This window comes from Cupriavidus basilensis, assembly GCF_008801925.2.
GTDB lineage: Bacteria > Pseudomonadota > Gammaproteobacteria > Burkholderiales > Burkholderiaceae > Cupriavidus > Cupriavidus basilensis.
Map to the genome: position 1 here is coordinate 4543075 of NZ_CP062803.1, position 23660 is coordinate 4566734.

The following is a 23660-nucleotide window of genomic DNA, read 5'->3' on the forward strand; positions in this document are numbered from 1 at the left end:
TATCAGCGCCTGGCCTTGCGCGGCCCGGCCTTTGGCGCGTTGCCCGCGCCGCCGTCTTCCGGCGCGTCGTGCAAGTGCTCGATGATGGCCGCCACGCGGTCGCCGAGGTATTTATTGGCCGACTGTTCCATGGCCCGCATCATCTCCGCTTCTACCGCCACCATGGCCAGCGGGCGGATGCGCCAGAGGATATCCACCAGCCGCGGCACGTCCTGCGGCGGTGGCAGCTTGCCTTCACCGAAGCGGTCCAGCTCGCGCACCACCATGGCCACGATCCGGTCCGATACGGCTTCGAAGTGCCCGCGTGCGTGCTCGACGATGGACAGCACATCTTCCAGCGGAAATCCCGCGCGCGCGATCTCCGCGCCGGCAGCCAGCGTGCGCGGGCTGCGTGCGAGGTAGCCCATGCCGTCCGGCTCCAGCAGCCCCAGCGCGATGGCCTTGGCCAGCGCCGGGCGCGATATCGCGCGGCCGAACAGCTTGGCCAGCGCCAGGTAGGAATAGTGGCGCGGCACTTCATCGGTCCACGGGCTGCTGATGGCGGATTCCAGCCCGAGGATGGAGCGCAGGTCGTGCCCCTCCACGATGGCCTTGAGCAGCTCCTGGATATTGTTCAGCGTGTAGCCGCGCGCCAGCAGGTGGTTGATCAGCCGTAGCCGGCCCAGGTGCGTCTGCGTGTAGATGCCCACCCGGCCGCGCCGCTCGGGTGGATCGATCAGGCCGCGGTCCTGGTAGGAGCGCACGTTGCGCACCGTGGTGCCGGCCGCCCGCGCGAGTTCGTCGATGGTGTATTCCGGCGGCGTGCCATTGCCATTGCCATGGCCGGAGCCGGCGGCATCGTGGGCGGCGGACGCGGATGACGGCGAGGAGGTGGGCGCAGCGCTGCGCTTGAAGAAGGCCATGGCAAAAATTCTACCCGAGTCGTGCGGCTGCCGTGTGTCGCATGCCGCGCGCTGCGCGCCGGGGCACGTACAGCTACAGCTACAATATTCGCAGCGCCGCGCTTCGCGACGGCGGCATTTGCCCGGAACGTCCCCATTCAACTTCTGCGCGCGCCCTGGCGCGAGTCCTTATGCATATCCGCTGGCTGGAGGATTTTGTGTGCCTGGCCCAGGCCGGCAGCCTTGCGCGCGCGGCGGAGCTGCGCAACGTCACGCCGCCGGCATTCGGGCGCCGCATGCAGGCGCTGGAAGTCTGGGCGGGTGCGCCGCTGATCGATCGCAGCGTGTTCCCGGTGCGCCTCACCGATGAAGGGCGGCAGTTTCTGGAGGCCGCGCAGAGCGCGCTGCGCACGCTGGACGACACGCGCATGTCGCTGCGCGCGGCGCATCGGGCCGATGCCAGCACCGTGGTGATCGTCACCGGCAAGACGCTGGCGCGCTCGATGGTGCCAGCGTGGCTGGCCGGCCTGCGCCATGCGCTGCGCAACGACAAGGCGGCGGCGGGCTTTCGCACGCGGCTTTCCACCTTTCCCACGCACGACGCGCTGGCGATCTTCACCGAAGGCGACGCGGATTTCCTGCTTTGCTACAACTCCCCAGAGCAGCCGGTGACGCTGGACAGCGCGCGCTACCAGTACCACTTCGTGGGCGAGGAGCGCCTCGTTTGCGTGAGCGCGGCGGCCGATGGCGGCGGGCCACAGTACAAGTTGCTCGCGCGCGGCCAGCGCGCCCCGGTGCCGATGATCGCCTACGCGCCGACGCTGACCCTGGGCCGCATGGTCAACGGCGAGATCGCGCGCCGCGGGCTGGCCAGCCGGCTCGACGTGATCGCGGTCAGCGACTTCGCCGAATCCGTGCATGAAATGGTGCGCCAGCGCATGGGCCTGGCGTGGCTGCCCGCGCGGCTGATCGCCGATGACCTGCACGCCGGGCGCCTGGTGCGCGCCGGGCTGGAGGTCGGCGGCGACACGGACCTCGTGATGCAGATCCTGCTGTATCGCCCGCGCGCGCCCATGCGGGCGCTGGGCGAGGCCTTCTGGCATGCGGCGGTGGCCGGCTAGCTGTCCGGCGCCACGCGCCGGGTCCAGCGGCCTGATCCCGCCCTCGCCCCACCCACCCCCCACCCTTGCCAAAACGGCAAGCGCCATTGCCAAAGCCGCACGTTGCTGCGCCCGCACGCTCTCTAAGATCGCCGCATGCCTGCATACCTTGCCTGTCTGCATACGGCGCAAATCTAGAAACGGAGAGACCTGCCATGAACAAACTGCTGCGTGCGGCTGCTGCCGCATCCTTCTGCCTGCTTGCCGGCGGCGCTAGCGCCTCGGGCTGGCCGACCAAGCCGATTTCCCTGGTGGTGGGCTACACCGCGGGCGGCAGCGTCGACCTGGTGGCGCGCACTATCGCGCCGGAACTGGGCAAGCGCCTGGGCCAGAGCGTGGTGATCGAGAACCTGGGCGGCGCGGGCGGCACCATCGGTGCGTCCAAGGTGGTCAAGGCCGACGCCGACGGCTACACGCTGCTGATGGGCTCGGGCAGCGAGGTCTCGATCGCGCGCCTGACCAATCCCGCGGTGCGCTACGACGGCGAGCGCGACCTGGCGCCGATCACCTTTGTCGGCACCCAGCCGATGGTGCTGGTGGGCAAGTCCGCGCTGCCGGCCAAGAACGCCGATGAGCTGATCGCGCTGGCCAAGGCGCAGCCGGGCAAGCTGGCCTATGCCTCGTCCGGCGTGGGCACGCCGCTGAACCTGGCCGGCGAGCTGATCAAGCAGCAAGGCAAGGTCAACATCACCCATGTGCCCTATAAGGGTGCGTCCGCCATGTCCACCGACCTGCTCGGCGGCCAGATCGACCTCGCCGTGATGGTGCTGTCGTCGGCGCTGCCGCATATCCAGGCTGGCCGGGTCAAGGCCTACGGCGTGACCGAAGGGCACCGCGCCCAGGTGGCGCCCAACGTGCCCGCGCTGGCGGAAAGCAGCGCGCTCAAGGGCGTGGACATGGGGGTGTGGTTTGGCCTGATGGCGCCGGCCAATACGCCGCGCGCCGTGGTCGATCGCCTGAACACCGAGATGCAGGCGGTGCTGGCCATGCCCGAGGTGAAGAAAAAGCTGGCCGAGGCCGGCGTGGAAGTGGCGCCGGGCGGCCCGGGCCAGTTCGCCAGCTTTATCAAGCGCGAGACGGTGAAGTACAAGAGCATCGTCCAGACTGCCGGCATTCACGAATAAGCGGACGGCGGCAGGCGTACCATTTGCTTGTCGCAAGTGGCGGTGCCGGCGGTTGCCGCTCGCCCGCCTTCTCCCGCTTCATTCGCTACTTTCGCTGTTCAGTCGCTATCACTTGGCACTCTTGCCGATCAAAAACATGACGACCACTGCCCCCAGCTTCGACGCTTACCCGGTTGAAGTCGAATTCCCCGATATCTCCGCCTACGCCGCCGGCAACGCCGGCGTGCCCTACGTCCACACCTTCGACAGCGGCGTGCCCGGCCCGCACGTGATGGTCAATGCGCTGACCCACGGCAACGAGGTGTGCGGCGCCATCACCGTCAAGGTGCTGCTGGACCTGGGCCTGCGCCCGCGCCGCGGCCGCCTGACGTTGGCCTTTGCCAACGTCGACGCGTACCACAGCTTCGATGCCGCCCGCCCGGATGCGTCGCGCTATGTCGACCAGGATTTCAACCGCGTGTGGACGGCCGCCGTGCTCGACGACACCACCCGTGACTCGTCCGAGCTGCGCCGCGCGCGCGCCATGCGCCCGGTCATCGACACCGTTGACCTGCTGCTCGACCTGCACTCCATGCACGAGAAAAGCCTGCCGCTGATCGTGTCCGGCCCGCTCGACAAGGGCATCGCCCTGTCGCGCGCCGTGGGCGCGCCCGCCAATGTGATCGTGGACGAGGGCCATCCGGAAGGACGGCGCATGCGTGACTACGAAGGCTTTGGCGACCCGGCCAGCGCCAGGAACGCACTGCTGATCGAATGCGGCCAGCACTGGGAAACCGCTGCCGTGGGCGTGGCCCAGGACAGCACCGCGCGCTTCCTGCTCCATGCCGGCGTGATCGATGCGGGTGACGTGCCTGCCGGCTGGCTCCTGCCCATGGCACCGCAGCGGGTGGTACGCGTGACCGAGCCGGTGGTTGCCAGCAGCATGGATTTCCGCTTCGCCGGCCCATACACCGGGCTGGAAACCTTCGCCGAAGCCGGCACCGTGATCGGCTGGCGCGACGGCGAGCCGGTGGTCACGCCGTATCCGGATTGCGTGCTGGTGATGCCGTCGCTACGCCAACTGCGCCCGGGCGTGACCGTGGTGCGGCTGGGGCAGCTGGTAGGCTGATCGGTTGATTTAAGTGCGTAAATACGCACTTATCGCTGTAATGGGTACGCCGTCGTCAAGGCGGCGGAGGTGTTCAGGCTGGCGTAGCTGGCGATTGCGGCGCGGCCGGCGTGCCGGCCGTGGACGGCTTTGGCCGCATGCCGGGCAGCAATTGCTCGAACAGCTCGTCGATCTTCATCTCGGGCGGGACCAGGTTGCTCAGGTTGATGCCGCCGGCGCTGCGCAGGGCGTCGTAGTTCGCCTTGCCGGCGCGCTCGCCGTTGATATAGACGATGATCTCCGCCGTACTCAGGAAATCGCGCCAGTAGGTCTGGCGTTGCATGTAGACCGTGGCGGTATAGGGGCACGACGCTACCGACGAGCCGGGCGACAGCATCTTGAACTCAAAGCCGCGCTGCTGCACCGCGTCGCGGATGAATTCCGCATAGGCATTGCCGCCGCTGCCCGGGTTGGCGATCACGCAAAACAGCGTGCCGTCGGCCGGCTGCATGGAGGCGATACGGTCGCCGCGGTCGACCGGGACGACGGCCTGGTACGTGGCGCAGCCGGTGACCAGCAAGCCTAGGCTGGCGGCTAGCAGTGCTTTTTTCATGATGTTCCTGGAAACGCTGGTGCAAGGGTGCCGAACCGTGTTGTCGGCAAGCGCGCCAGGCAACTTTAGGCCATTGCGGCGGCGGCAATCGTTGGAACAGAGCGGGTAAACCGGTCCTGTGCCGGTTCTGCGCCGGTTCTGCTACGGTTCTGTGGCTCGCCCGAGGTTAGCCTAGAGCACAATGGCCTGGCGGCAGCGCAGCGCCATCACCTGCGCCTCGAAGGCGCGGGCCGCGCGCTGCGCGAGCTGGTCGCGGCGGCGGCCCGTGCGGCCATGATCCACGGCGAGGTGACCGAGCCCGGTCACCTGCCACTCGCGGCGCGTGATGGCGAGGATGTTGGCGAGTGCCTGGGCTTGCTGGACTTGCGGGGCAGGCAGCGTACCCCGGGAGAGATCTTCCATCATGATATTCAGCGCGGCCCTCGCTCCAGGGGAGCTTCGGGCCGCTTTGCCTTGTCCCGTCGTTGACGTTTGTTCGTATCGTGATGGAAAGATAGACAACGCCGGAACGCGCCATTATCGATAGCGCACCGATCCTGCTGTGGGACGTGTCCTACATGCCGCCGGAGTGGCGATTGGCGTACCGGTTAACCGAGGGGAAAGGGAGAGGCAGCCGTCGCCATGGCGCGCGGTCTTGGCCCGGTTGGTGGCCTCAGGCCGTTGCCGCCCCCCCGCTGGCCATCGTGCCCACCACCATCAGGCAGATCGCGGCAAGGAACACCCCCACCAGCAGGATCTGCAGGCGTCCCACCGGGCGGCCCTTCAGGAAGGCGTTGCTGATGAACGGTGGCGAGACCAGGCCCACCACGGTGACGATCAGGATGGTCAGGGCGAGTACGGAAAGCAGGGTTTGCATGCTGGATGTCGATCTGGGTAAATCCGGGTAAGTCAGGGCTCGCGCTCAGTTCGCGCCGCCACGCACAAGGCAATCTTCGAGGATAGGCGAGCCCTCCACCTGGCCCGCGCCGGTGCATTCCACGGCCACCTTCTGTCCGCGCCGGACCATGGTGCCGCGTGCCTCGACTTCGCAGGTGCGCCCGGCGGGGCCGCAGATCTGGATCGGCAGGAGCCTGGCGCGCACCACCAGGGTCGGGCTATTGGAGCGGATATCCAGGAAGACGGTGTCGTTTCCCTCGCGCCGCACGCCGCTGGCCACGCCCTCCACGATGAAATACTTGCCCAGGTAGCGGTCGTTGGCCGCGCCGGCGTTCTCCTGGTAATCGTCGACAAGCGTGTCCGCCTGGTATTGCGGCAGGATGTCGGTGGAGCGGTTCGGGTCGATGCTGATCGGGTCCAGCGTGCCGTTCTTGGGCACGCCGCGCGCGCCGGCGTTGGGCTCCGGCACCGCCGCGGACGCTGCCGCGACCGCCTCGGGGGCCGGCTCTTCCTGCTGTTCTTCATGGTTGCCGGTGAGCCACAACATGCCAAGGACGGCAAGGGCGACAACGCCGATAAGGATTTGCTGGGTACGGTTCAACATCCGGGGTTTCCTGCGATAGAAATAGGCCATTGAATAGGCCATTGCGCTGTCAGGCGCCGGCTGCGCGCATCGAGCGCGCGCGCCGCGTGCCGGCACGCTCGGCTCGGCTGCCAGCCCGCCTGTGGCAAGGCCTGGCGGTGCCAGGCCAGGTGTTCGGGCGGGGCTTGCCAAAAAAGTTGCCCACAGCTTTGCCCACAGGGTTGTTCGGTCTTCTCCACAGACTTGTCCACAGCCTGGGCTGGGTGCCGCGTGGGGATCCAAGTGGGCATGCGCATGCACTTCATGGCGATGGCGTGACGTAAGGCTGGCTTGCTACGGCGCTGCCGGGCTGCGCCGCATCAAGCCGCAACCCGCAAGCCGCGATCAATGAAGGTGCCGCAGCCCGGTTTCGTCGTCGTCTTCGTCCTCGTCTTCCCAGTCTTCATGTTCGATGGGGGTGTCAGGCGCCATGTCGAACACCATCGAGTGGTGCTGCACGGTAAACCAGTCACGGAACTGCTGCAGCGTCAGCGTTTGCGGCCACAGGCTTTCGTCGAACCACTCCCCCAGCATGAATTCGAACAAGCCGCGCCAGCGCTGTTCCACCCATTGCAGCGCTTCCGACGTGGTCGAGACATCGTCCGGCACCAGGAACACACTCTGGTCCTCGCGCACATGCTCAAGGGTCAGCGTGGCTACCGGGTCGATATCCACGGCCATGATCCATTCGAAGAAAGGCTGCTGCGGCACCAATACGACGAGCGAGCGATTGAGGGTAAAGCGGGGATGATCGGTCATGGCAGGGGCTCGTTCGCTGAAACGGCCCATTGTAGCGGTTGGCCGTGCCCGCATGCGATTCATCGGTGGGGCGGCGGCCCGGCATTGCCAGGCCGCCGCCCGCCGCGCATCAGCGCGCCTAGATGATGGGCCGCCCGCGCCTGGCGGGATCGGCGCCAAATGTGTCCCGCGCCGGCAAGGCGGCGGATGGCGGGGGCGGCGCTGGTGTGGGAACCCGGTTGGGGAACAACATGTCCTTGAGCCCCAGGAAGCGTTTTTCGATCAGGTGCCAGCTCAGCAAGGCCGCCGCGATGGAGGCGCACAGGCACGCCGCCGAAAAGCCAAGCTGCCACGGGATCTGGCTGCCGAACAGCAGGCGTGGCTCGCCGAACGCCTTGACCGCCGCCACGCGGATGATGGGGTGGAACACGTAAAGCGCGTAGCTGTACTTGCCCAGGAACACCAGGTACCGGTTGCTGAACACGGCGTGCCGGTCCGTGGCGCAGGCCGCGTAGACCAGGCCCACCGCCACCACGGCAACCACCGAGAAGCCCACGGTATAGATCAGCGGGCTGGACTCCAGCCGGGAACCCATGGCCGCCAGCCCGCCCGCCAGCACCAGCAGCGCCAACGGCGCCGCCTTCACCAGCCAGGGCTTGAAGTGCAATCCGCGCCGGACCGCCATCGCCAGCAGCGCGCCCGCCTCCAGGTCATCCAGCCGGGCCAGCGTGAACACCGAAATGGCGTCCGCGCTATAGCCTTGCAAGACCATGCCGACGCGCACCGCCAGCGTTCCCGCCAGCACTACCAGGCAGAGCCGGCGCATGGCGGCCAGCGGCAGCAGCAGCACCAGCAAGGGCCACACGGCGTAGAACTGCTCCTCGATGGCAAGCGACCACAAATGCCCCGCGCCCGCCCCGAAGAACGTGCCGGTCAGCGCCTGCTTGAGGTTGGACAGATACAGCACGAACCACGGCCAGCTGGCCTGCACCGCCTCCAGCTTGGCCTGCTCAATGGCGCCGACGCGGTGCGAGATCAGCGGGAACAGCAGCAGAAACAGGACGGCCAGGTAGAAGTAGTACAGCGGAAAGATGCGCAGCACGCGGCGCCCGTAGAACGCGCGCAGGTAGTTGGGCGCGCCCTTGGTGCGCAGCAGGATGCCCGTGATCAGGAATCCCGACAGCGCAAAGAAGATATCCACGCCAATCCACCCCGTCATCGACAACTGGTAGAACAAGCGGTCGAGCGGCAGGTCCGACACCAGGCTCACATGGGCAAAGTGATACAGCATGACAATCAGGACCGCCAGGCCCCGCACACCGTCGAGCGCGCAAACGTGTGTACCGTCTCGGTTCATGTTTACTCCCTGCCTGCGATGGCCACGCCCGGCGCGGGCGAGCCCACCGGGCTGCCGTGGTGCAATGTCAAAAGGTACCGCGCGGCCTGGCCTGCGTTGGTGTGGCAGCCAACACAGGCCGACCCACGGGCCGGCGTGTCGCAACGCCCGCTTACAAGGCCTGCTGCGGCAAGTCCTGGAGCGGTTCGGCCTCGACGCTGCGCGCAGGCGCGCCGCCCTCCTCGCTCACCGTCTCCAGGGCTGTTGCCCGCGCTCGCTTGCCAAGCCAGCTTCTGAGCCGCAGGAAAGGCGCCTCGACCAGCAAGTAGCTCAGCGTCGCGGCTGCCAGTGCCTCCAGGATGCAAAAGGGAAAGCGCAGCGCCAGCGGCGACGCCGTGCTGGTAAACAGCTGCTGCCAGACGTACAAGCTGAACGAGATCGTGCCCACGAACACAAAGGCCTTGCTCCTGAGCAGCCGCGATATCCACAACTCGGGCCGCTCCACCACGGCGAGGATCAGCAGGCCCGCCGCCGCCGCCAGCGCCACCGGGCCATAGGTCGCCGTCCAGATGCCGCCGGCCAGGGTGCCGATGACCGGCAGGCCAAGCAGCAGTACCAGGATCAGCGCCGGCAGCGCAAACGCGCCGGCAAAGCGTGCGTTCAGTTGCGCCTTCAGCCGCTCGCGGTCCAGCGCGATATAGCATCCCATCAGCACCGGGTCCACGCCCGTGTGCAGCATCAACCCCAGTTGCCCGCGCAACGAAGGCGTCGTGAAATAGCAGAGCACCCGCACCAGCGGCATCAGCATGATCACCAGCACCAGCCAGCGCGGATCCTTGCCGCGCAGCAGCAGCAACAGCACCGGCGGCCACAGCCAGTAGAACTGCTCGTCCAGCGCCAGCGTCCAGAAATGGCCGAGCAGCCACGCGCCGGCGGGATGCGCCATGTTGACGTTGCCCAGCCCGAGCATCTCGGAGTAATTCCAGAGGTGCGCGGCCGCAAACAGGAGCTGCCGCGCGTCCACATCGATCAGCCCGACAATGCCGAACAGGCCCATCGCGATCAGGTAGACATAGAAAGCCGGCCAGATGCGCAGCGCGCGGCGGCCGTAGAAACGCATCAGCTTGATGGAGCCGCAGGCCCGCCACTCGGCCTGCAGCAGCTCCGTAATCAGGAAGCCGCTCAGCACGAACGAGATAAACACGCCGACGCCGCCGTTCGCGAAATACCGCAGCGGCGCCAGCAATCCCGTGTACCCCCCCTTGGCCATGTGCTCCGCATGGCTGATGACCACCAGCATGACCGCGACGCTGCGAAGCCCGGTCAGCTCTAGAACGCGACGGCTCATCTGTCTCACCCCCTCAAGGTGTCGGGGGAGGCGCGGTACTTTGCCATGCCTCCCTCGCTTGCCGCCGCGCCACGACGCTCTGCGGCGTCGCGGTGGCCGCGCGCGGCGCGCGCAACCGGTGGGCATGCGGGATGAAATCTAGCCCGCCCCGCGGGCGCGCTCTGTGCGCCGGCATACCAAGAGCGTGCTAACGTGGAGAAACGACAAACGCGCGGCTACCGGTTCGCCGGCAAGGAGGCAGGCGCCATGGGATTCAAGGTCGGAATGGCGCTGGCGGCGGAGGGCCTGCTCTTTGCGGCCCTGCTGTTCGGCGCGGCGGGCACGCTGGCCTGGCCCGCCGCCTGGGCTTATCTCATCGTGTTTTTTGGCGGTGGCTATTGGCTCACGCAACGCCTCGCGCGGCATGATCCCGCACTGCTTGCTGAGCGCATGAAGATGCCGCTGCAACGCGGCCAGCCGTTCTGGGACAAGATCCTGCTGCCGTTCGTGCTCGTGGCGTGGATCGCCTGGATGGTGCTGATGGGCCTGGATGCGGTGCGCTTTCACTGGTCCGCGATGCCGTTGTGGCTGCAGTGCCTGGGCGCGGTGCTGGTGGTGCTGTCATTTCTCCTGATCGACCGCGTGATTCACGAAAACACCTTCCTCGCGGCCGTGGTCAGGATCCAGGCCGAGCGCGGGCACCGGGTGGTGTCCAGCGGCCCCTACGCCGTGGTTCGCCACCCGCTCTACGCCACCATGCTGGTGTTCCTGCCGGCCAATGCGCTGATGCTCGGCTCCTGGTACGGCGTGGCCGCATCGCTGGTGCTCATTGGCGGCATCGTGTTTCGCACGGCAATGGAAGACCGCGAGCTGCAGCGCGGCCTCAAGGGCTACGCGGCCTATGCGGCCCGGGTGCGATACCGGCTGGTCCCGTTCGTCTGGTAGTTCGTCAGGCGTCAGGCAGGCAACCGGTCCTTGCTGCGGTCTTTGTTGCTGATCGCAGGGGATTGCCGACGATCAGCGCATCGCAGCCTCAGTGAATCTGCATCCCGCGCATGGCGTGGATGCGATCGTGGTGCCACTGTATGCCCTCGTACTGGCGCTGCACCACCGCGCGGATCTCGGGCGGCATGTCCTTCGTCAGTGCCGACTGGTACTCGCGCTTTGCCGTTTCCTCATCGCGCTCGCACAGCTGCAGCACCGCATCGTCGTTGTGCGGCGCGATCACGTGCAGCACTTCCATCCAGCCGCGATGCAGCGTGCCGCCCATGCTGCCGCGATCCCGGGGCTCCGCGCCCAGCGATGTCACCAGTGCCTGCAACTCCATCACCGAGGCACGGCACGACTCCGCCGTCCCCGTGAGGATCGCGCGTATCTCAGGGTTATGCACCTCGCGGGCGCCGGTCGTGCAGCTGAGCTCGCCGTCCTTGCCGACCTCGATCAGGTGGTTCAGGGTGCCGACGATTTGTCCTTGCGCGTTGGTCATGATGATCTCCTTGCCGGTCTTGCATGGACAGGAACCCGTGCGAATTCTCGTGCGAATTCTCGTGTGAACCCCCGCGTACATCCGCGGCACGCTACACGCCTGGCGTCGATGCCGCTGCGGGATTCAGGCCCCTGCTTCCTGTGCTTGCCTTGCCTGGTTGGCTTGCCGCGCGGCACTTCTGCGATTGGCTCGCGCGCTGGCAGCCGCGTGGACCAGCGCCGGGCGAAATGGGGGTGGGATTTCAGTATAGGAGGGTGTGCGGACTCATAGGGGCGAGGGCTGACCGGTTTGTGCGGCGCAGCTTGCCGGAATCAATCCGCATGCGCTTGCCTGCACTTTGCGCTAGCCAAGCCACAAAAAAACCGCAAAATCTGCAAACCGGCCGCCGGTAGATTGCACGCCATGGAGACCACATGAAACCCGAGACCCGAATCCAGTACGCCCAACGCATGGAACCCGTCCTGCGCTGGCTGGCAAGCCACCCCGATGCGGACCCGGAGTTGTACCAGCTGGCCGACCTGGCCTGCCTGTCGCCGTACCACTTCCATCGCGTCTATCGCGCCATGATGGGAGAAACGGTGAACGCCACGGTACAACGTCGGTCCTGCAAAATTGGCTTGAGCTGCAAAAGAGGTGATAAAGGGCGGCACCGGCAGTTTCAGTCCCGCAGCTTCGGCAGGGCGAGCTGGCCGACGGGCACAACGGTTCGGCCAAGCAAGCGCAGCAGCAGGAAAACAAAAAATACCGCCGACAGTCCCAGGCGGACGATGGCCCGCAGCAGCCAGCGCAGATTGAAGCCAGCAGCACAAAGGATCGGATGCAGTGCGTCACCAGCTTCGCCCTTGAGCCAGTTGCGCCGTAGTCCGTGATCCGCCTTGACGTGCCCGATAACGGGTTCGACAGCCTGGCGCCGCTTGAGCATTCTGCGCTGGACTTGGTTCATCGTCTTGATTCGCCCGCGATGCACGATCTTCACCGGAGCCACCTCGGCATCCACGCCGCGATATCCCAGATCGACGATAGCCGTGTTGGGTTTCGGGGCGCCGGGCAGCTCCTGCAGCAGGATGGTGGTCTGCTCGAGCTGGGCATGCAGTGTGTGGCCGTCGTAGGGATTGCCGGGGAAGCTGCGTGCACCGACGATCAGGCCTTGGCTCGCAGTAACTGCCAGGCTGACCTTGACGCCGAACTCATACGGCTGGCGCGCCTTGCCCTTCGAGATGCACTCGACTTCCGGGGCGTGCAAGGCATAGAGCTTGTTCTTGTCCTTCGGACGTTGCCGACAGATTCGCCACGCCCGCTCGATCCATGGCTGCATCGTGGCTTGCATGGCGTCCGATGTCCCGGACAACTTGCGCTCGATATCCCGCAGGATCCGGCCGAGAATGGTGCGCTGGCGTTTGAGCACTCGACGCAGTCGCTTGAACTGTTTGGCGTGCGCGTATCCGCCCGCACTGCGGCGCAGCTTCTTGCCCTCGCGCTCGAAAGTCTGCTTGAGGTTCAGGCCTGCACGCTTGGCCAGGCGGACCAGTTTGGCACGCGCCACATCCAGCAATCGACTGTCGGTCGGATAGGCGATGGCCTTCTCCTGGACCGTGGTGTCGACGATCACACACTCGAACTCAGCCGGCTTGATCGCGCCCATCTGCACGGCAGCGGCAATCGTGGTCGCCAGCAACTCCTCGACGCCGGCCTCGCCCAATGCCTGCCGGAAGCGCACCAGATTGGTCGGGTCACATGGCAGACGGGGCTCGAAGTATTCCTGGCCGCTGAAATATTGGTAGTAGACGTCTTGCGCCCACCGCTCGCACACCGACTCGTCACTCTCGTTGTATGCATGCTTGAGGTACAGCAGTGCGACCATCAGACGGATCGGCAACCGCGGCCGACCCGCGGCACTGATACCGGCACCCGCCACCGCCAGGGTCGGGCCGAACAGATCCTCGCCCACCTCCAACTGTCCGTCTCGCGCCTGGCGTGCGAACACTGGCGCCAACGTCGCCTCGATCTGCGGCCACGGCATACGCATGGCCAGAACCGCCAGCGGATGGCGCAGGTCGATCATGGCGTCAAGGCGGCTACGGAAAAAGTCGGGCGTGCTCATCGGCAAGTCGAAAACTCCCAGAAAGGGGATCAGATTCATATTCCTTCTGGGAGTTCTCCATCACCCCAATTCTCGCCATGGCCTTGCCACGCTTGGCTTCGTAACATTCTGCAGGACGGACTACAACGCCTGCGCATGCACCGTGCGGCGATCGCGCTGGCGGGTACCGAAGTTTCATTGCGTGATGTGGCGCTGCGCGCCGGCTACGAGTCGGACGCGGCATTCAACCGGGCATTTGGCGCGGCCTTCGGCATCCCGCCGGGGCGGTATCGCGCAGCCCGCTCCGGTCCCTTCAACCCTCAGGAGCTAGGCATGTATCCCATCACGATCGAAACCTTTCCCGGCACCGTGCTGGCCACGCTGCCCCATCGTGGCAGCTATCAGGAAATCGGCCCGGTGTTCACCCGCGTCTTCATGCTGGCGGCCAGCCGGGGCCTTGCCAGCCCGGACGCCACCGGCTTTGGCGTGTACTTCAGCGATCCCGAGCAGGTGCCGGCAGCGCAATTGCGCTCGCTGGCCGGCATGCCGGTGGCGCCGGATGCCGACCTGGGCGAGGAACTGGAGCGATTCGACATCCCGGCGGGCCGCTGCGCGATACTGACTTACACAGGCCCCTACAACGAGATGGGCAAGGCGTACAACTGGATGTTCTCGGAATGGCTGCCGAACAGCGGGGTCGTGCCGGCGGACTTTCCCATGTTCGAGCAATACGTGAACGATCCTCGCACCACGCCGCCCGCGCAGTTGCAAACGCGGATCTGCATGCCGGTGAAATAGGGCTGACGCGCACCGCTCAGGCACGCCTGTTTCCGCGCGCTGACATTCCCCCCGCGCCGACGCTAAGTCGTCGCGCGCGGGATCTGGAGGGCGTGCGGCCCACGGTGCATGCCGGTGCGGCGGGGTCTTGCGCCGCAGTCTTGTGTCCGCCGCTTCTTACTGCGCCGGTTGGATCAAGCGAATCTGGTTATTGTTCGCATCCGCCACGTAGACCGTGCCCTTGGTATCGACAGCAATACCATCCACTGCCCAGAACGTTGCTGCCGTACCATAGCCGTTAGCCGAGCCAGTCGTGCTGGAGCCCGCCAGCGTGGTAACGACGCCGGCTGCAGTCACCTTGCGGATCACATTATTGCTGTTGTCCGTTACATAGACGTTGCCGCTCGAGTCGACCGCTACGGCATAGGGGGAGTTGAACGCTGCCGCAGTGCCCGTGGCGTCGACGAAGCCAGTGGCGCCCGAGCCGGCCAGCGTGGTGACGACGCCTGCTGGTGTGATCATGCGGATAGCGTTGTTGCCGGTATCGGCGACATAGACGTTGCCGCTGGCATCGACCGCCACGCCAATCGGATTGGAGAAGGATGCGGAGACGCCGGTGCCGTTCGCGAAGCCAGCGGTACTCGAGCCGGCCAGTGTCGTGACGTTGCCCGCCGGGGTGATCTTGCGGATCTGGTTGTTGCCGGAGTCGGCCACGTAGACATTGCCGCTCGCATCAACCGCTACGCCATGCGGATTGCTGAATGACGCAAAGGCGCCGGAGCCGTTGGTGGAGCCCCGGGTGTTGGTCCCGGCCAGCGTGGCGACGACGCCTGCCGGGGTGATCTTGCGGATCCTGTTGTTGGTGGAGTCGCCCACATAGACATTGCCGCTCGCATCCACCGCAATCCCGGTTGGCCCCCAGAACGATGCGGCGGCGCCGGTGCCGTCGGCGGAGCCCGCCGTTGTGGAGCCGGCCAGCGTGGTGACGACGCCTGCCGGGGTGATCATGCGGATTTCAGAATTTCCGGTATCGGCCACGTACAGGTTGCCGCTTGCATCGAGCGCCACGCCAAACGGGCTCTTGAACGAAGCGGCGGTCCCGGTGCCGTCGGCGGAGCCCGCCGTTGTGGAACCCGCCAGGGTGGACACCCGCGCTTGCACTGCGCCGCAGGAAATCGTCACGTTCGTCACCGCTGCTGTGGCGACGCCGCTGCCACTGCTCACCGAGCAGGTTTGCCCAAGCGGCTGCGTACCGATCGTGACCGCATAGGCGCTGTTGAGCGCAACGGGGGCGGCGAAGGTAAAGGCGCCATTCGCGGTCAGTGTCAGCGGGGCGGCGCCGTTGTTCAGCAGTTGAAGCGAGAAGCCGCTGGCCAGGCCGCTGACGACACCGCTGATGCTGTAGCCGGAGCTGACGCCGCCGCTGACGCCACTGCTGATCCCGCCGCTGGGGGAACCCGCGCTCTGCGGATTGTCGCCATCGCCTCCGCAGGCGGCCAGGCACAGGCTCAGGCACAGCGACGCGATGGCCGGCCGGGCCAAGGGGATGGTGGCAATCTTCTTCATGTCTTCTGTCTCCGCGCGAAAGGGAACAAGGATGGCAACAAGCCGGGAATTCCTGATGGGCGTCCATGCTAGCGAGCCACCCGCCGCAAAAGCTGACAAGTCCTGACATCCCGCTGATGGCGGAACCAGACAGGCCGGGCTCGCCAGCGTTGTTGCACAAATCGAGTTCGAGGGCGGAACTACCCCTGAGAGGCGAAATCGCGATCGGGGCCTCAAGGTGCCCGCGAGTGAATGGGAAGACGTACGTAGTCCGATCTCGCGCAGCATTTCCACGACCTGGGCGGACAGGTAGACCCAGGCTCCTTGCGCAGCTTCATAGCGTCAGAGGGATGCGCCAGACTGCGGCGTCCAGGCCGAACTGGTCGCCCTTCGCCTCAATCAGTTCGGACTTTCGGACCATGATGAGCACCGGTAAGTGCGCAGTCAGCTTGAGCGGGTGACGGATGTCAGAGGCGTAGTTTGCTCGGAACATGGTCCCGATCTCGTCCGGCGCGAGCACTCGGGTACGGGCTGCTTCGCGGGCGTCCGTTGCAGGCGTTTGGTAACTGATTACTTGCCGATGCAAAACCGCGTAAAAATCGTCCCCAGCAGATCATCGCTGCTGAACTCGCCGGTGATGCTGTTGAGATGGTCCTGCGCCAGGCGCAGTTCTTCGGCGAACAGGTCCAGCGCCTGCGCCTCTTGCGCTGCGCGCTCTTCGGCCAGGTCCAGGTGCGATTGCGCGTTGCGCAGCGCGGTGAGGTGCCGCTCGCGCGCGAGGAAGGTGCCTTCGTTGCCGGATTGCCAGCCCACCAGCCGCAGCAACTGGCCGCGCAGCAGGTCGATGCCCGCGCCGGTGCGCGCGGAGATCCATACCTCCGCCGGGTTCGGGCCGATGGCGGCTACCACGTGCGGGCGATCCGCGCCGAAGTGGCGCTCGCCAACCTTGGGCGCCAGGTCGATCTTGTTGACCACGCGCAGGATTGGCGAGCCCGGCGGCAGGTGGCCGGAGAGGCGGTCGTCGATGGCGTCGTCGATTTCCGACAAGCCGTGTTCCACGTAGTCGGCCGCGTCCACCAGGTGCAGCACCAGGTCGGCGCGGCCCACGGCTTCCCAGGTGCGCTCGATGCCGATGCGCTCGACTTCGTCGGTGGCGTCTTCGCGCAGGCCGGCGGTGTCGATGATATGCAGCGGGATGCCTTCGATCTGGATGGTCTCGCGCACGCGGTCGCGCGTGGTGCCGGGAATCGGCGTGACGATGGCGAGCTCCGCGCCGGCCAGCGCGTTGAGCAGCGACGACTTGCCCACATTGGGCTGGCCCGCCAGCACCACCGACAAGCCCTCGCGCAGCAGCGAGCCCTGCTTGGCCTGCGCCAGCACGCCGCCCAGCGCATCACGGATATTGGCCAGCTGGCCGCGCGCGTTGGACGCCTCCAGAAAGTCGATCTCTTCCTCGGGAAAATCCAGCGTGGCTTCCACCAGCATGCGCAGGTGGATCACCTGCTCCACCAGCGCGCGGATGGCGTCGGAGAACACGCCCTCCATGGAGCGCGCGGCCGAGCGCGCGGCGGCTTCGGTGCTGGCCTCGATCAGGTCGGCCACGGCTTCCGCCTGGGCCAGGTCGAGCTTGTCATTCAGAAAGGCGCGGCGCGTGAACTCGCCGGGCTCGGCCAGGCGCAGGCCTATCTCGCGCCCGGCATCCAGGCAGCGCGCCAGCAGCATCTGCATCACCACCGGGCCGCCGTGGCCCTGCAACTCCAGCACTTCCTCGCCGGTGTACGAGTGCGGCGCGGGGAAGTACAGCGCCAGGCCGTGGTCGATGGCCTTGCCGTGCGCATCCAGGAACGGCAGGTAGGTGGCGTGGCGGGCTTTCAGCGCCTGGCCACACACGGCCTGCGCAATCGCGCTCACGTCGGGGCCGGACACGCGCACCACGCCGATGCCGCCGCGCCCCGGCGCGGTAGCAATGGCGGCGATGGGCGTGGTGCGAGCGGAGCGAGGCTGGAGGGAGTGGGTTGCGGTCATGGCGGTCGTGGCAGTCATGGCGATATTGTCGCAGATCGATCCGGCACGTCCGTGGCCCCCGGCACATCCGCTGCGGGCATGTTCAGGCACTCCATCATCAGGCGGCGTGCCACCGCGCCGTCGATCAGGTCGCCCAGGCTGCCTTGGCGCTTCACCAGCTTGCCGAGCAGGCGTTTGCCATAGCGCTTGGCCAGTACCGGCTCCAAGGCCTCGATCACATAGCGCAGCCGCTTGCTGCCAATGCGAAAGCGATGCACGCGCGCCAGGTCTTTCGAGCGCGCGGCGCGCGCCAGCGACTTCACGCGCTTGCTTGCGCGGCGCACCCGCCGGCGCGCGAACTCCGCCAGCCGGTCCTGCGCGGCAGCGCCCGCGCGCTGCGCGCCGTCCGCGCCCAGGTGCATGAGGTCGCGGTGCAGCACGGGCAGTGGCCAGTGCTGGTGTTCGGTGAGCTGCGCCAGCATGGTGGCGCGCGCGTAGTGGCGGCGCGCAGTCGCGGTGTCAAGCACCGCCAGCAGTACCGGATCCTCAGGCTGCAAGTCCAGCGCCGGGCGCAAGGTCGCGCTGACGAACACGTCCCAGTCGCGCACATCGCTGGCGGCCTGCGCCAGCTTGCGCAGGCAATCATCCCAGCGCGCGCGGATGGCCTTGGGCAAGGCCGGGGCAAATGCCCAGCACACGGCGCGCAGACGCCGCACCGCGACACGCAACGCATGCACATCATCGGGATGGTCGCGCCGGTGCAAGGCATCCAGCTGATCGGCAACCGCCGCCAGGCCCGCATCACCAAGCTCGATGAAGGCATCGATGGCGCGCATGCGGGGGTGCAGCTGCATGGGGAGGTTGGCGGCGCGCATAACGTATCGGCGTGGGCATAGCTACCGGAACAGCCTGAGCTTGCGCAAGCCCGCTTCAGGGCATGTTTCCGGGCGCGTTTCAGTGCACGTTTCAGTGCACGTCTAATCAGTGTAGGCGATTGTGCCGGTTGCGCCGCACTCCATTGACAGCCCGCGCGCTTCAGGTTGCAATGCGTGCAGGCAACGCCAGCCGGCCAGCCATCACAATAGGCATCACAAGGCCGTACCCGATCACCACCCGTGCGAGGAGCAGCGCCATGTCCACCGAACAAGAACGGCTTTTGCTGCGCGACACCATCGAGGCCGGCTTTCGCCAGGCTGCCTTTGTCGCGGATGTAGGCATCCGGCTGGTGGATTGCGGGCCGGGCTGGTGCGAGAGCGAACTGCTGGTTACGCCCCGCCACCTGCAGCATGGCGGCATCGTGCATGCCGGCGTGCAAGCCACCATGGCCGACCACACCGCCGGCGCGGCCGCCAGCACCATGCTCGACACCGGGCGCCATGTGGTCACCGCCGAATTCAAGATCAACCTGCTGCGCGCCGCCCGCAGCGATCGCCTGACCTGCCGCGCCGATGTATTGAAATCCGGCCGCACCATCATTGTGGTGGAGGCCGATGTCTTCGCCAGCGTGCACGGCGAGGCGGTGCTGGTCAGCCGCTTCAACGCCACCATGAGCGTGCTCGACCTGGCCTGAGCCAGCACTGCGCCAATACCGGGCCAACGCCGGACGACAAAAAACACCCAAGGAGACACTGCAAGATGATCGATCACACAGGCGTTGTCGTCAGCGATTTCGCGAAGAGCCGGGCCTTCTACACCGCCGCGCTGGCCGCGCTCGGCTTCATCAAGAACATGGAGTTGCCCGCCAGCGTGACTGGCCACACCGACGTGGCCGGCTTCGGCCCGCCCGAGAAGCCCGAGTTCTGGATCAGCAACGGCACGCCCAACCAGCCACCGCTGCATATCGCCTTTCGCGCGGACTCGCGCGCGCAGGTGGATGCCTACTACAAGGCCGCGCTGGCGGCCGGCGGCCGGGACAACGGCGCGCCGGGTTTGCGCCCGCACTATCACCCGAACTATTACGGCGCCTTTGTGCTGGACCCGGACGGCCACAATATCGAAGCGGTGTGCCACGCGCCCGAGTGATACGGGGGCGCCTGCGCCAGCCACATCGTGCTGCACTTCACGCGGCTCCTAGCTAAGCCACCCCTTTCCCCAACCCTCTCCCCCTGAGGGGAGAGGGAGTAACAGCCGTCGTCATTCCAAACGGCTTTGGCGCATCGTCGGCTTCGTTCAGGCGCGGCTGGTGAAGCAAAAAAAAGCCCGGTGCATCGCACCGGGCTTTTTTGTCACCAGCGGGTTTGCCACCCGTTGGCATCGATTCACTGCAACTTCAACTTCAGCCCTTGGCCACTGCGGCGGTCTTCGCCTTGTTCTTGCCAAGCATCCGGTTGATCTGCCATTGCTGCGCGATCGACAAGACGTTGTTGGTGACCCAGTACATGACCAGGCCAGCCGGGAAGAAGAAGAACATGAACGAGAACACCAGCGGCATGATCATCATGACCTTGGCCTGCACGGGGTCCGGCGGGGTCGGGTTCAGCTTGGTCTGCACGAACATCGACACGGCCATCAGCACCGGCAGGATGTAGAACGGATCCGGCACCGACAGGTCATGGATCCAGCCCAGCCAAGGCGCGCCGCGCATTTCCACCGACGACAGCAGCACCCAGTACAGCGCAATGAACACCGGGATCTGGATCACGATGGGCAGGCAGCCGCCCAGCGGGTTGACCTTCTCGGTGCGGTACAGCGCCATCATCTCCTGGTTCATCTTCTGCGGATCGCCCTTGTGGCGCTCGCGCATCGCGGTCATGCGGGGCTGCAGGTCCTTCATCTTGCCCATGGACTTGTAGCTAGCCGCCGACAGCGGGAAGAACACCAGCTTGATCAGCACGGTCAGGCCGATGATCGACCAGCCCCAGTTGCCCAGGAAGCCGTGGATCTTTTCCAGCAGCCAGAACAGCGGCTTGGCCAGGATGGTCAGCCATCCGTAGTCCTTCACCAGTTCCAGGCCCGGGGTGATCTTCTCGAGCATGCGCTCTTCCTGCGGGCCGGCGAACAGGCGCGCATCGGTGGTCACCGTGGCACCCGGGGCAATCGAGCCCAGCGGTTGCTGCACGCCCACGCGGAACAGGTTGTTGTCGATCTTCTCGACGTAGAAGCTGTGCTCCTTGCCCGATTGCGGAATCCACGCCGAGGCAAAGTAATGCTGCACCATCGCCACCCAGCCGCTGGTACCGGCCGCGGGGACCGAAGCCTTGCCCTTGCCGATGTCGTCAAAGGTGATCTTGTGGTACTTGTCGGCGTCGGTGTAGATGGCCGGGCCGGTGAAGGTGCTATAGAACTGCGACTGCTCGACCTTGCTGCCGTCGCGCGTCAGTTCCATGTACAGCGTCGGCGAGATCGGCTTGCCGCTGTCGTTGGTCACGGCAAATTTCGTGTCGACAACGTAGCTGCCCTTGTGGAAGGTATAGGTCTTGTCCAGCTTGACCCCGTCCTTCTCCGCCGTCAGCGTCACCGACACCTTGTCCGAGCCAGCCAGGTCGCGCGGGCCCGCCGAAGCGGTAAACACCGTGGTGTGGTTGGGCAGGTCGCCACCGATCAGGCCGGAACGGGCCATATAGGTGCGGGTCTGGTCACGCTCGAACAGCACGACCGGCTTGCCGTCATGCTCCTTGTGGTTCAGCAGTTCCAGGCGCGTCAGGATGCCGCCGGCGGTATCGATCTGGGCACGCATCACGTCGGTGCTGACCACGATCTTCTCGCCGCTGGGCTGGGCCGCGGCTACCGGCACGGACGCCGGAGCGCCTGCGGCGGCGCCGGCCGTTGCGTTGGCCTTGGGCACATCGCTTTGCGGGGCCGAAGCGCCGCCTGCGGTTGCCGGAGCCTGCTGCGTCGCGCTCGGGAAGAACATCGACTGGTGACCGTTGGCGCGCTGCCAGTTGTCGTAGAGCAGCACGAGGGCCATCGAGAAGATGACCCAGAGTATGGTGCGTTTGATATCCATGTCTCGCTGTGGTCGGGGGAAATCAGGGGCGGGGTAGCCGGATCGTGACTGGGTGGCCAGTCGCGGGGCGAGCCCGGTCTTGCTTGGTTGCCGATGCCGGTGGCACCGGATCATACCCGCCATCCGTGAACGGATGGCAACGGCATAGCCGGCAAGCGGCCAGCCAGCTGCCGCGCCCTGCGCCATGGCACAGGATCGCTTCGCGGGCGTAATCGGAACAGGTGGGCAGGAAGCGGCACTGCGAGCCAAAGAACGGGCTCAGGGCGATCTTGTAGATGCGCAGCAGGGCAAGCAGGATTCGCTTCATGGCAGCGGGCCGGTGTCAGGCAGGAGCGCCCGAGGGCGGGACTTCCGTGGGCGCAGCCTCGGCGGACTTTGGCGGCGACACCCCGGAAGGGGCAGCAGGGCGCGGGGCAAGCGGCTTGACCGCTACCTCGAACAAGCCGGTCAGCTCGGCCAGGCACACCCGGCGTATCGCCGTGCGGCTGGCAAACTCCGCGCGCGGAAACTTGGCCTGCAGGCGCAGCAACACATCGCGGCCCGCGAGTTTGTCCTGCCGCTGGCGGAACAGTTCCCGCACCATGCGCTTGACCAGGTTGCGCTCGGCGGCACGCGCTGCGAACTTCTTGCCCACCACCACGCCCAGGCGGGCTTGCGGCAGGCCGTTCTCGCCCACATACAGCACGAAATGCTGGCTGCGTCGGCGCGGACGCAATGCAAAAACGGATGAAAACTCATCCGTTTTTGTGAGCCTCGCGGCTTTAGGGTAGGCAAAGGTAGTCACGCTAGGCAAAGCGAGCGGAAAAGCTGTGCTTGGCTGCTGGCTACCGGCCGTCCAAAAGGCGAGGCGAGTGGCCAAGGCGGCGCAAGCTGCTGCACCGCCGTGGCCGGTCGCCAGGCCCTTAGACTGCCAGGCGCTTGCGGCCCTTGGCGCGACGCGCGTTGATGACGGCACGGCCGCCGCGGGTCTTCATGCGCACGCGGAAACCATGGGTACGCTTGCGGCGGGTAACGGAAGGTTGGTATGTACGTTTCATGTTGCACTCTCTGGTTGATCTGGGCTCGCCCGGCTTCCGGCGTTAAGCCGGGCGCCGCCGCGTATGGTTCGCATGGGGCTGCCGCGGTTTGCGGTGTTGCCGACTGCTGTGGTGATCTTGCTGCCGGCCGTGTATCTCGCGAATCGATGGCACCGACGAATCGGACATCGACGCCGCGCGAAGCAGTTGTGGGAGGGAATCTTGCCGGAGCGGAAGCGTAAAACCGTAAAACCAACGCATCCGTTCCAACCCCATCAGCCTGCCCGGCCCGCTGCCTGTTCCGGCCAATCCAGCTGTTTCCGGCGCGTCTCAGCTTAGTCAAACACCAAGGATTCGCACCAGTCTTGCACGGAACAGGTCAGACCCGGCGATGCGCATACGTGATCCCCTGCGGCATCGCAGAACCCGCCATTTAACTGAGTTTCGCGCGACGTGTCAAGACTGCAGATGGATTAGCGCCTTGTGAAGCACCCCTGCCTTAAAAACACGCAACAGGCCGTTGTATTTCATTGTCCACAATCGCCAGTGGGTAAGTTTTTTTTCTTCAGGGGTGCCACCCGGGGTTGGCCAAGGTGAGCGAAGTCACTGTTTCGACTGGGTTTTCCCGCGTTTTGACTACCCGGAAACCCGCGCCAGAACTAGGGTTGTGCACAACAATCCACTGCTTTTTCACAACTTATCCACAGACTTATCCTTTGTGGATAACTTAGGGCGGGGGGTACAATCCGGGTCCAAACACCACACGGGCTGCGTGGCGCAAGCGCAACCCGGGCAACACCCCTGGCATGCCGGACAACGGACGCGCAACGGGCAAGCGGCGATTTCATCGCCTCGCTCGTCAGCGGCTCCCGCTTGTCGCGTCGATCACCATGGGGGCCCGGGCTGCGGGGTCATTTGCGGATCGCTTGGCGATCGCTTTCAGGTTGCATGGACTAACGGCAGGGATGCGTCACCGATCCTTGCCTGTCGTCCATTCGGCCGGACTGTCCATGCACCGTGGCGAACACCGAACAACAAAACA

Annotated in this window: 24 protein-coding genes and 2 pseudogenes; 8 read left to right on the plus strand and 18 right to left on the minus strand. The window is 66.0% G+C overall.

The genetic code is table 11. The annotated features are described in order from the left end of the window. Positions 1–2 precede the first annotated feature (2 nt). Positions 3–902 carry a MerR family transcriptional regulator gene (locus tag F7R26_RS20845; RefSeq protein WP_150986421.1) on the minus strand — a complete coding sequence of 300 codons (900 nt, stop codon included), beginning with the start codon at positions 900–902 and terminating at the stop codon, positions 3–5. A gap of 170 nt (positions 903–1072) precedes the next feature. Here F7R26_RS20845 and F7R26_RS20850 point away from each other — a divergent pair, with 170 nt between their 5' ends. The 3 genes from F7R26_RS20850 to F7R26_RS20860 all read left to right on the plus strand — a co-directional run bounded on the left by F7R26_RS20850 (position 1073) and on the right by F7R26_RS20860 (position 4273). Continuing rightward, the gene (locus F7R26_RS20850) at positions 1073–2002 is read left to right on the plus strand and encodes a LysR family transcriptional regulator (RefSeq protein ID WP_150986422.1); all 930 of its coding nucleotides are present in this window, start codon (positions 1073–1075) and stop codon (positions 2000–2002) included. Positions 2003–2196: 194 nt separating this feature from the next. Then, positions 2197–3165: a Bug family tripartite tricarboxylate transporter substrate binding protein gene (locus F7R26_RS20855; protein WP_150986423.1), complete on the plus strand. Its 969-nt coding sequence runs from the start codon at positions 2197–2199 to the stop codon at positions 3163–3165. A 136-nt stretch (positions 3166–3301) separates the two neighbouring features. After that, positions 3302–4273 carry a M14 family metallopeptidase gene (locus tag F7R26_RS20860; RefSeq protein ID WP_150986424.1) on the plus strand — a complete coding sequence of 324 codons (972 nt, stop codon included), beginning with the start codon at positions 3302–3304 and terminating at the stop codon, positions 4271–4273. Between the two features lie 73 nt (positions 4274–4346). On the opposite strand, the gene F7R26_RS20865 is transcribed toward F7R26_RS20860, so the two are convergent. The 7 genes from F7R26_RS20865 to F7R26_RS20895 all read right to left on the minus strand — a co-directional run bounded on the left by F7R26_RS20865 (position 4347) and on the right by F7R26_RS20895 (position 9785). Then, a complete protein-coding gene (locus F7R26_RS20865; protein WP_150986425.1) occupies positions 4347–4865 on the minus strand; it encodes a hypothetical protein in 519 nt (172 codons plus the stop codon). A 171-nt stretch (positions 4866–5036) separates the two neighbouring features. Continuing rightward, the gene (locus F7R26_RS20870) at positions 5037–5270 is read right to left on the minus strand and encodes a hypothetical protein (RefSeq protein ID WP_150986426.1); all 234 of its coding nucleotides are present in this window, start codon (positions 5268–5270) and stop codon (positions 5037–5039) included. A 247-nt stretch (positions 5271–5517) separates the two neighbouring features. Beyond that, complete coding sequence (locus F7R26_RS20875; protein WP_150986427.1) at positions 5518–5721, minus strand: hypothetical protein; 204 nt, start codon at positions 5719–5721, stop codon at positions 5518–5520. Positions 5722–5766: 45 nt separating this feature from the next. Then, a complete protein-coding gene (locus tag F7R26_RS20880) occupies positions 5767–6345 on the minus strand; it encodes an OB-fold protein (protein ID WP_150986428.1) in 579 nt (192 codons plus the stop codon). Positions 6346–6708: 363 nt separating this feature from the next. Further along, positions 6709–7122 (minus strand): hypothetical protein, encoded by a 414-nt coding sequence (locus tag F7R26_RS20885; RefSeq protein WP_043352493.1) that lies wholly within the window; start codon positions 7120–7122, stop codon positions 6709–6711. Positions 7123–7240: 118 nt separating this feature from the next. After that, positions 7241–8458: an acyltransferase family protein gene (locus F7R26_RS20890; protein WP_150986429.1), complete on the minus strand. Its 1218-nt coding sequence runs from the start codon at positions 8456–8458 to the stop codon at positions 7241–7243. A gap of 151 nt (positions 8459–8609) precedes the next feature. Next, on the minus strand, positions 8610–9785 hold the full coding sequence (locus F7R26_RS20895) for an acyltransferase family protein (RefSeq protein WP_150986430.1): 1176 nt from the start codon (positions 9783–9785) through the stop codon (positions 8610–8612). Between the two features lie 246 nt (positions 9786–10031). Between F7R26_RS20895 and F7R26_RS20900 the strand changes: the two genes are divergently transcribed. Next, positions 10032–10709, plus strand: a complete 678-nt coding sequence (locus tag F7R26_RS20900; RefSeq protein WP_150986440.1) for a methyltransferase family protein — start codon at positions 10032–10034, stop codon at positions 10707–10709. Between the two features lie 88 nt (positions 10710–10797). On the opposite strand, the gene F7R26_RS20905 is transcribed toward F7R26_RS20900, so the two are convergent. Further along, positions 10798–11250, minus strand: a complete 453-nt coding sequence (locus tag F7R26_RS20905; protein ID WP_150986431.1) for a PA2169 family four-helix-bundle protein — start codon at positions 11248–11250, stop codon at positions 10798–10800. 413 nt (positions 11251–11663) lie between these two features. Between F7R26_RS20905 and F7R26_RS41055 the strand changes: the two are divergent. Next, positions 11664–11849 (plus strand): annotated as a pseudogene (locus F7R26_RS41055) (AraC family transcriptional regulator); the annotation flags it as partial. Between the two features lie 59 nt (positions 11850–11908). Here the strand turns inward: F7R26_RS41055 and F7R26_RS20910 are convergent. After that, the gene (locus F7R26_RS20910) at positions 11909–13351 is read right to left on the minus strand and encodes an IS5 family transposase (RefSeq protein WP_150993646.1); all 1443 of its coding nucleotides are present in this window, start codon (positions 13349–13351) and stop codon (positions 11909–11911) included. A gap of 123 nt (positions 13352–13474) precedes the next feature. Here F7R26_RS20910 and F7R26_RS20915 point away from each other — a divergent pair. Then, positions 13475–14128 (plus strand): annotated as a pseudogene (locus tag F7R26_RS20915) (AraC family transcriptional regulator); the annotation flags it as partial. Positions 14129–14284: 156 nt separating this feature from the next. Here F7R26_RS20915 and F7R26_RS20920 read toward each other — a convergent pair. The 4 genes from F7R26_RS20920 to F7R26_RS20935 all read right to left on the minus strand — a co-directional run bounded on the left by F7R26_RS20920 (position 14285) and on the right by F7R26_RS20935 (position 18510). Continuing rightward, positions 14285–15673, minus strand: a complete 1389-nt coding sequence (locus F7R26_RS20920; protein ID WP_150985325.1) for an NHL repeat-containing protein — start codon at positions 15671–15673, stop codon at positions 14285–14287. Positions 15674–15986: 313 nt separating this feature from the next. Then, positions 15987–16145 (minus strand): hypothetical protein, encoded by a 159-nt coding sequence (locus F7R26_RS20925; RefSeq protein ID WP_170301828.1) that lies wholly within the window; start codon positions 16143–16145, stop codon positions 15987–15989. A 77-nt stretch (positions 16146–16222) separates the two neighbouring features. Beyond that, entirely contained in the window at positions 16223–17677 is a 1455-nt protein-coding gene (gene mnmE, locus F7R26_RS20930) for a tRNA uridine-5-carboxymethylaminomethyl(34) synthesis GTPase MnmE (protein WP_150985451.1), read from the minus strand. 14 nt (positions 17678–17691) lie between these two features. Further along, the gene (locus tag F7R26_RS20935) at positions 17692–18510 is read right to left on the minus strand and encodes a CHAD domain-containing protein (protein WP_241754378.1); all 819 of its coding nucleotides are present in this window, start codon (positions 18508–18510) and stop codon (positions 17692–17694) included. Positions 18511–18788: 278 nt separating this feature from the next. On the opposite strand from F7R26_RS20935, the gene F7R26_RS20940 reads away from it, so the two are divergent. Continuing rightward, positions 18789–19226 carry a PaaI family thioesterase gene (locus tag F7R26_RS20940; protein WP_150985327.1) on the plus strand — a complete coding sequence of 146 codons (438 nt, stop codon included), beginning with the start codon at positions 18789–18791 and terminating at the stop codon, positions 19224–19226. Between the two features lie 65 nt (positions 19227–19291). Then, positions 19292–19678 carry a VOC family protein gene (locus tag F7R26_RS20945; RefSeq protein ID WP_150985328.1) on the plus strand — a complete coding sequence of 129 codons (387 nt, stop codon included), beginning with the start codon at positions 19292–19294 and terminating at the stop codon, positions 19676–19678. 253 nt (positions 19679–19931) lie between these two features. On the opposite strand, the gene yidC is transcribed toward F7R26_RS20945, so the two are convergent. From yidC to rpmH, 4 genes are all read right to left on the minus strand, one after another. Then, positions 19932–21602 (minus strand): membrane protein insertase YidC, encoded by a 1671-nt coding sequence (gene yidC / locus F7R26_RS20950; RefSeq protein WP_150985329.1) that lies wholly within the window; start codon positions 21600–21602, stop codon positions 19932–19934. A gap of 22 nt (positions 21603–21624) precedes the next feature. Continuing rightward, the gene (gene yidD / locus F7R26_RS20955) at positions 21625–21909 is read right to left on the minus strand and encodes a membrane protein insertion efficiency factor YidD (RefSeq protein ID WP_082054956.1); all 285 of its coding nucleotides are present in this window, start codon (positions 21907–21909) and stop codon (positions 21625–21627) included. 15 nt (positions 21910–21924) lie between these two features. Next, positions 21925–22386, minus strand: a complete 462-nt coding sequence (gene rnpA / locus F7R26_RS20960; RefSeq protein ID WP_150985330.1) for a ribonuclease P protein component — start codon at positions 22384–22386, stop codon at positions 21925–21927. Positions 22387–22504: 118 nt separating this feature from the next. Next, positions 22505–22639: a 50S ribosomal protein L34 gene (rpmH, locus tag F7R26_RS20965; RefSeq protein WP_006578231.1), complete on the minus strand. Its 135-nt coding sequence runs from the start codon at positions 22637–22639 to the stop codon at positions 22505–22507. Positions 22640–23660 lie beyond the last annotated feature (1021 nt).

What these genes read in the sequence shown, in the direction of transcription:
- F7R26_RS20875 (WP_150986427.1), bottom strand. Translation starts at nt 5,721, where the DNA reads ATGCAAACCCTGCTTTCCGTACTCGCCCTGACCATCCTGATCGTCACC.
- F7R26_RS20845 (WP_150986421.1), bottom strand. Translation starts at nt 902, where the DNA reads ATGGCCTTCTTCAAGCGCAGCGCTGCGCCCACCTCCTCGCCGTCATCC.
- mnmE (WP_150985451.1), bottom strand. Translation starts at nt 17,677, where the DNA reads ATGACCGCAACCCACTCCCTCCAGCCTCGCTCCGCTCGCACCACGCCC.
- F7R26_RS20885 (WP_043352493.1), bottom strand. Translation starts at nt 7,122, where the DNA reads ATGACCGATCATCCCCGCTTTACCCTCAATCGCTCGCTCGTCGTATTG.
- F7R26_RS20945 (WP_150985328.1), top strand. Translation starts at nt 19,292, where the DNA reads ATGATCGATCACACAGGCGTTGTCGTCAGCGATTTCGCGAAGAGCCGG.
- F7R26_RS20860 (WP_150986424.1), top strand. Translation starts at nt 3,302, where the DNA reads ATGACGACCACTGCCCCCAGCTTCGACGCTTACCCGGTTGAAGTCGAA.
- F7R26_RS20905 (WP_150986431.1), bottom strand. Translation starts at nt 11,250, where the DNA reads ATGACCAACGCGCAAGGACAAATCGTCGGCACCCTGAACCACCTGATC.
- F7R26_RS20935 (WP_241754378.1), bottom strand. Translation starts at nt 18,510, where the DNA reads ATGCAGCTGCACCCCCGCATGCGCGCCATCGATGCCTTCATCGAGCTT.
- yidC (WP_150985329.1), bottom strand. Translation starts at nt 21,602, where the DNA reads ATGGATATCAAACGCACCATACTCTGGGTCATCTTCTCGATGGCCCTC.
- F7R26_RS20865 (WP_150986425.1), bottom strand. Translation starts at nt 4,865, where the DNA reads ATGAAAAAAGCACTGCTAGCCGCCAGCCTAGGCTTGCTGGTCACCGGC.
- F7R26_RS20940 (WP_150985327.1), top strand. Translation starts at nt 18,789, where the DNA reads ATGTCCACCGAACAAGAACGGCTTTTGCTGCGCGACACCATCGAGGCC.
- F7R26_RS20850 (WP_150986422.1), top strand. Translation starts at nt 1,073, where the DNA reads ATGCATATCCGCTGGCTGGAGGATTTTGTGTGCCTGGCCCAGGCCGGC.
- rpmH (WP_006578231.1), bottom strand. Translation starts at nt 22,639, where the DNA reads ATGAAACGTACATACCAACCTTCCGTTACCCGCCGCAAGCGTACCCAT.
- F7R26_RS20880 (WP_150986428.1), bottom strand. Translation starts at nt 6,345, where the DNA reads ATGTTGAACCGTACCCAGCAAATCCTTATCGGCGTTGTCGCCCTTGCC.
- yidD (WP_082054956.1), bottom strand. Translation starts at nt 21,909, where the DNA reads ATGAAGCGAATCCTGCTTGCCCTGCTGCGCATCTACAAGATCGCCCTG.
- F7R26_RS20925 (WP_170301828.1), bottom strand. Translation starts at nt 16,145, where the DNA reads ATGTTCCGAGCAAACTACGCCTCTGACATCCGTCACCCGCTCAAGCTG.
- F7R26_RS20855 (WP_150986423.1), top strand. Translation starts at nt 2,197, where the DNA reads ATGAACAAACTGCTGCGTGCGGCTGCTGCCGCATCCTTCTGCCTGCTT.
- F7R26_RS20910 (WP_150993646.1), bottom strand. Translation starts at nt 13,351, where the DNA reads ATGAGCACGCCCGACTTTTTCCGTAGCCGCCTTGACGCCATGATCGAC.
- F7R26_RS20890 (WP_150986429.1), bottom strand. Translation starts at nt 8,458, where the DNA reads ATGAACCGAGACGGTACACACGTTTGCGCGCTCGACGGTGTGCGGGGC.
- F7R26_RS20895 (WP_150986430.1), bottom strand. Translation starts at nt 9,785, where the DNA reads ATGAGCCGTCGCGTTCTAGAGCTGACCGGGCTTCGCAGCGTCGCGGTC.
- F7R26_RS20870 (WP_150986426.1), bottom strand. Translation starts at nt 5,270, where the DNA reads ATGATGGAAGATCTCTCCCGGGGTACGCTGCCTGCCCCGCAAGTCCAG.
- F7R26_RS20900 (WP_150986440.1), top strand. Translation starts at nt 10,032, where the DNA reads ATGGGATTCAAGGTCGGAATGGCGCTGGCGGCGGAGGGCCTGCTCTTT.
- F7R26_RS20920 (WP_150985325.1), bottom strand. Translation starts at nt 15,673, where the DNA reads ATGAAGAAGATTGCCACCATCCCCTTGGCCCGGCCGGCCATCGCGTCG.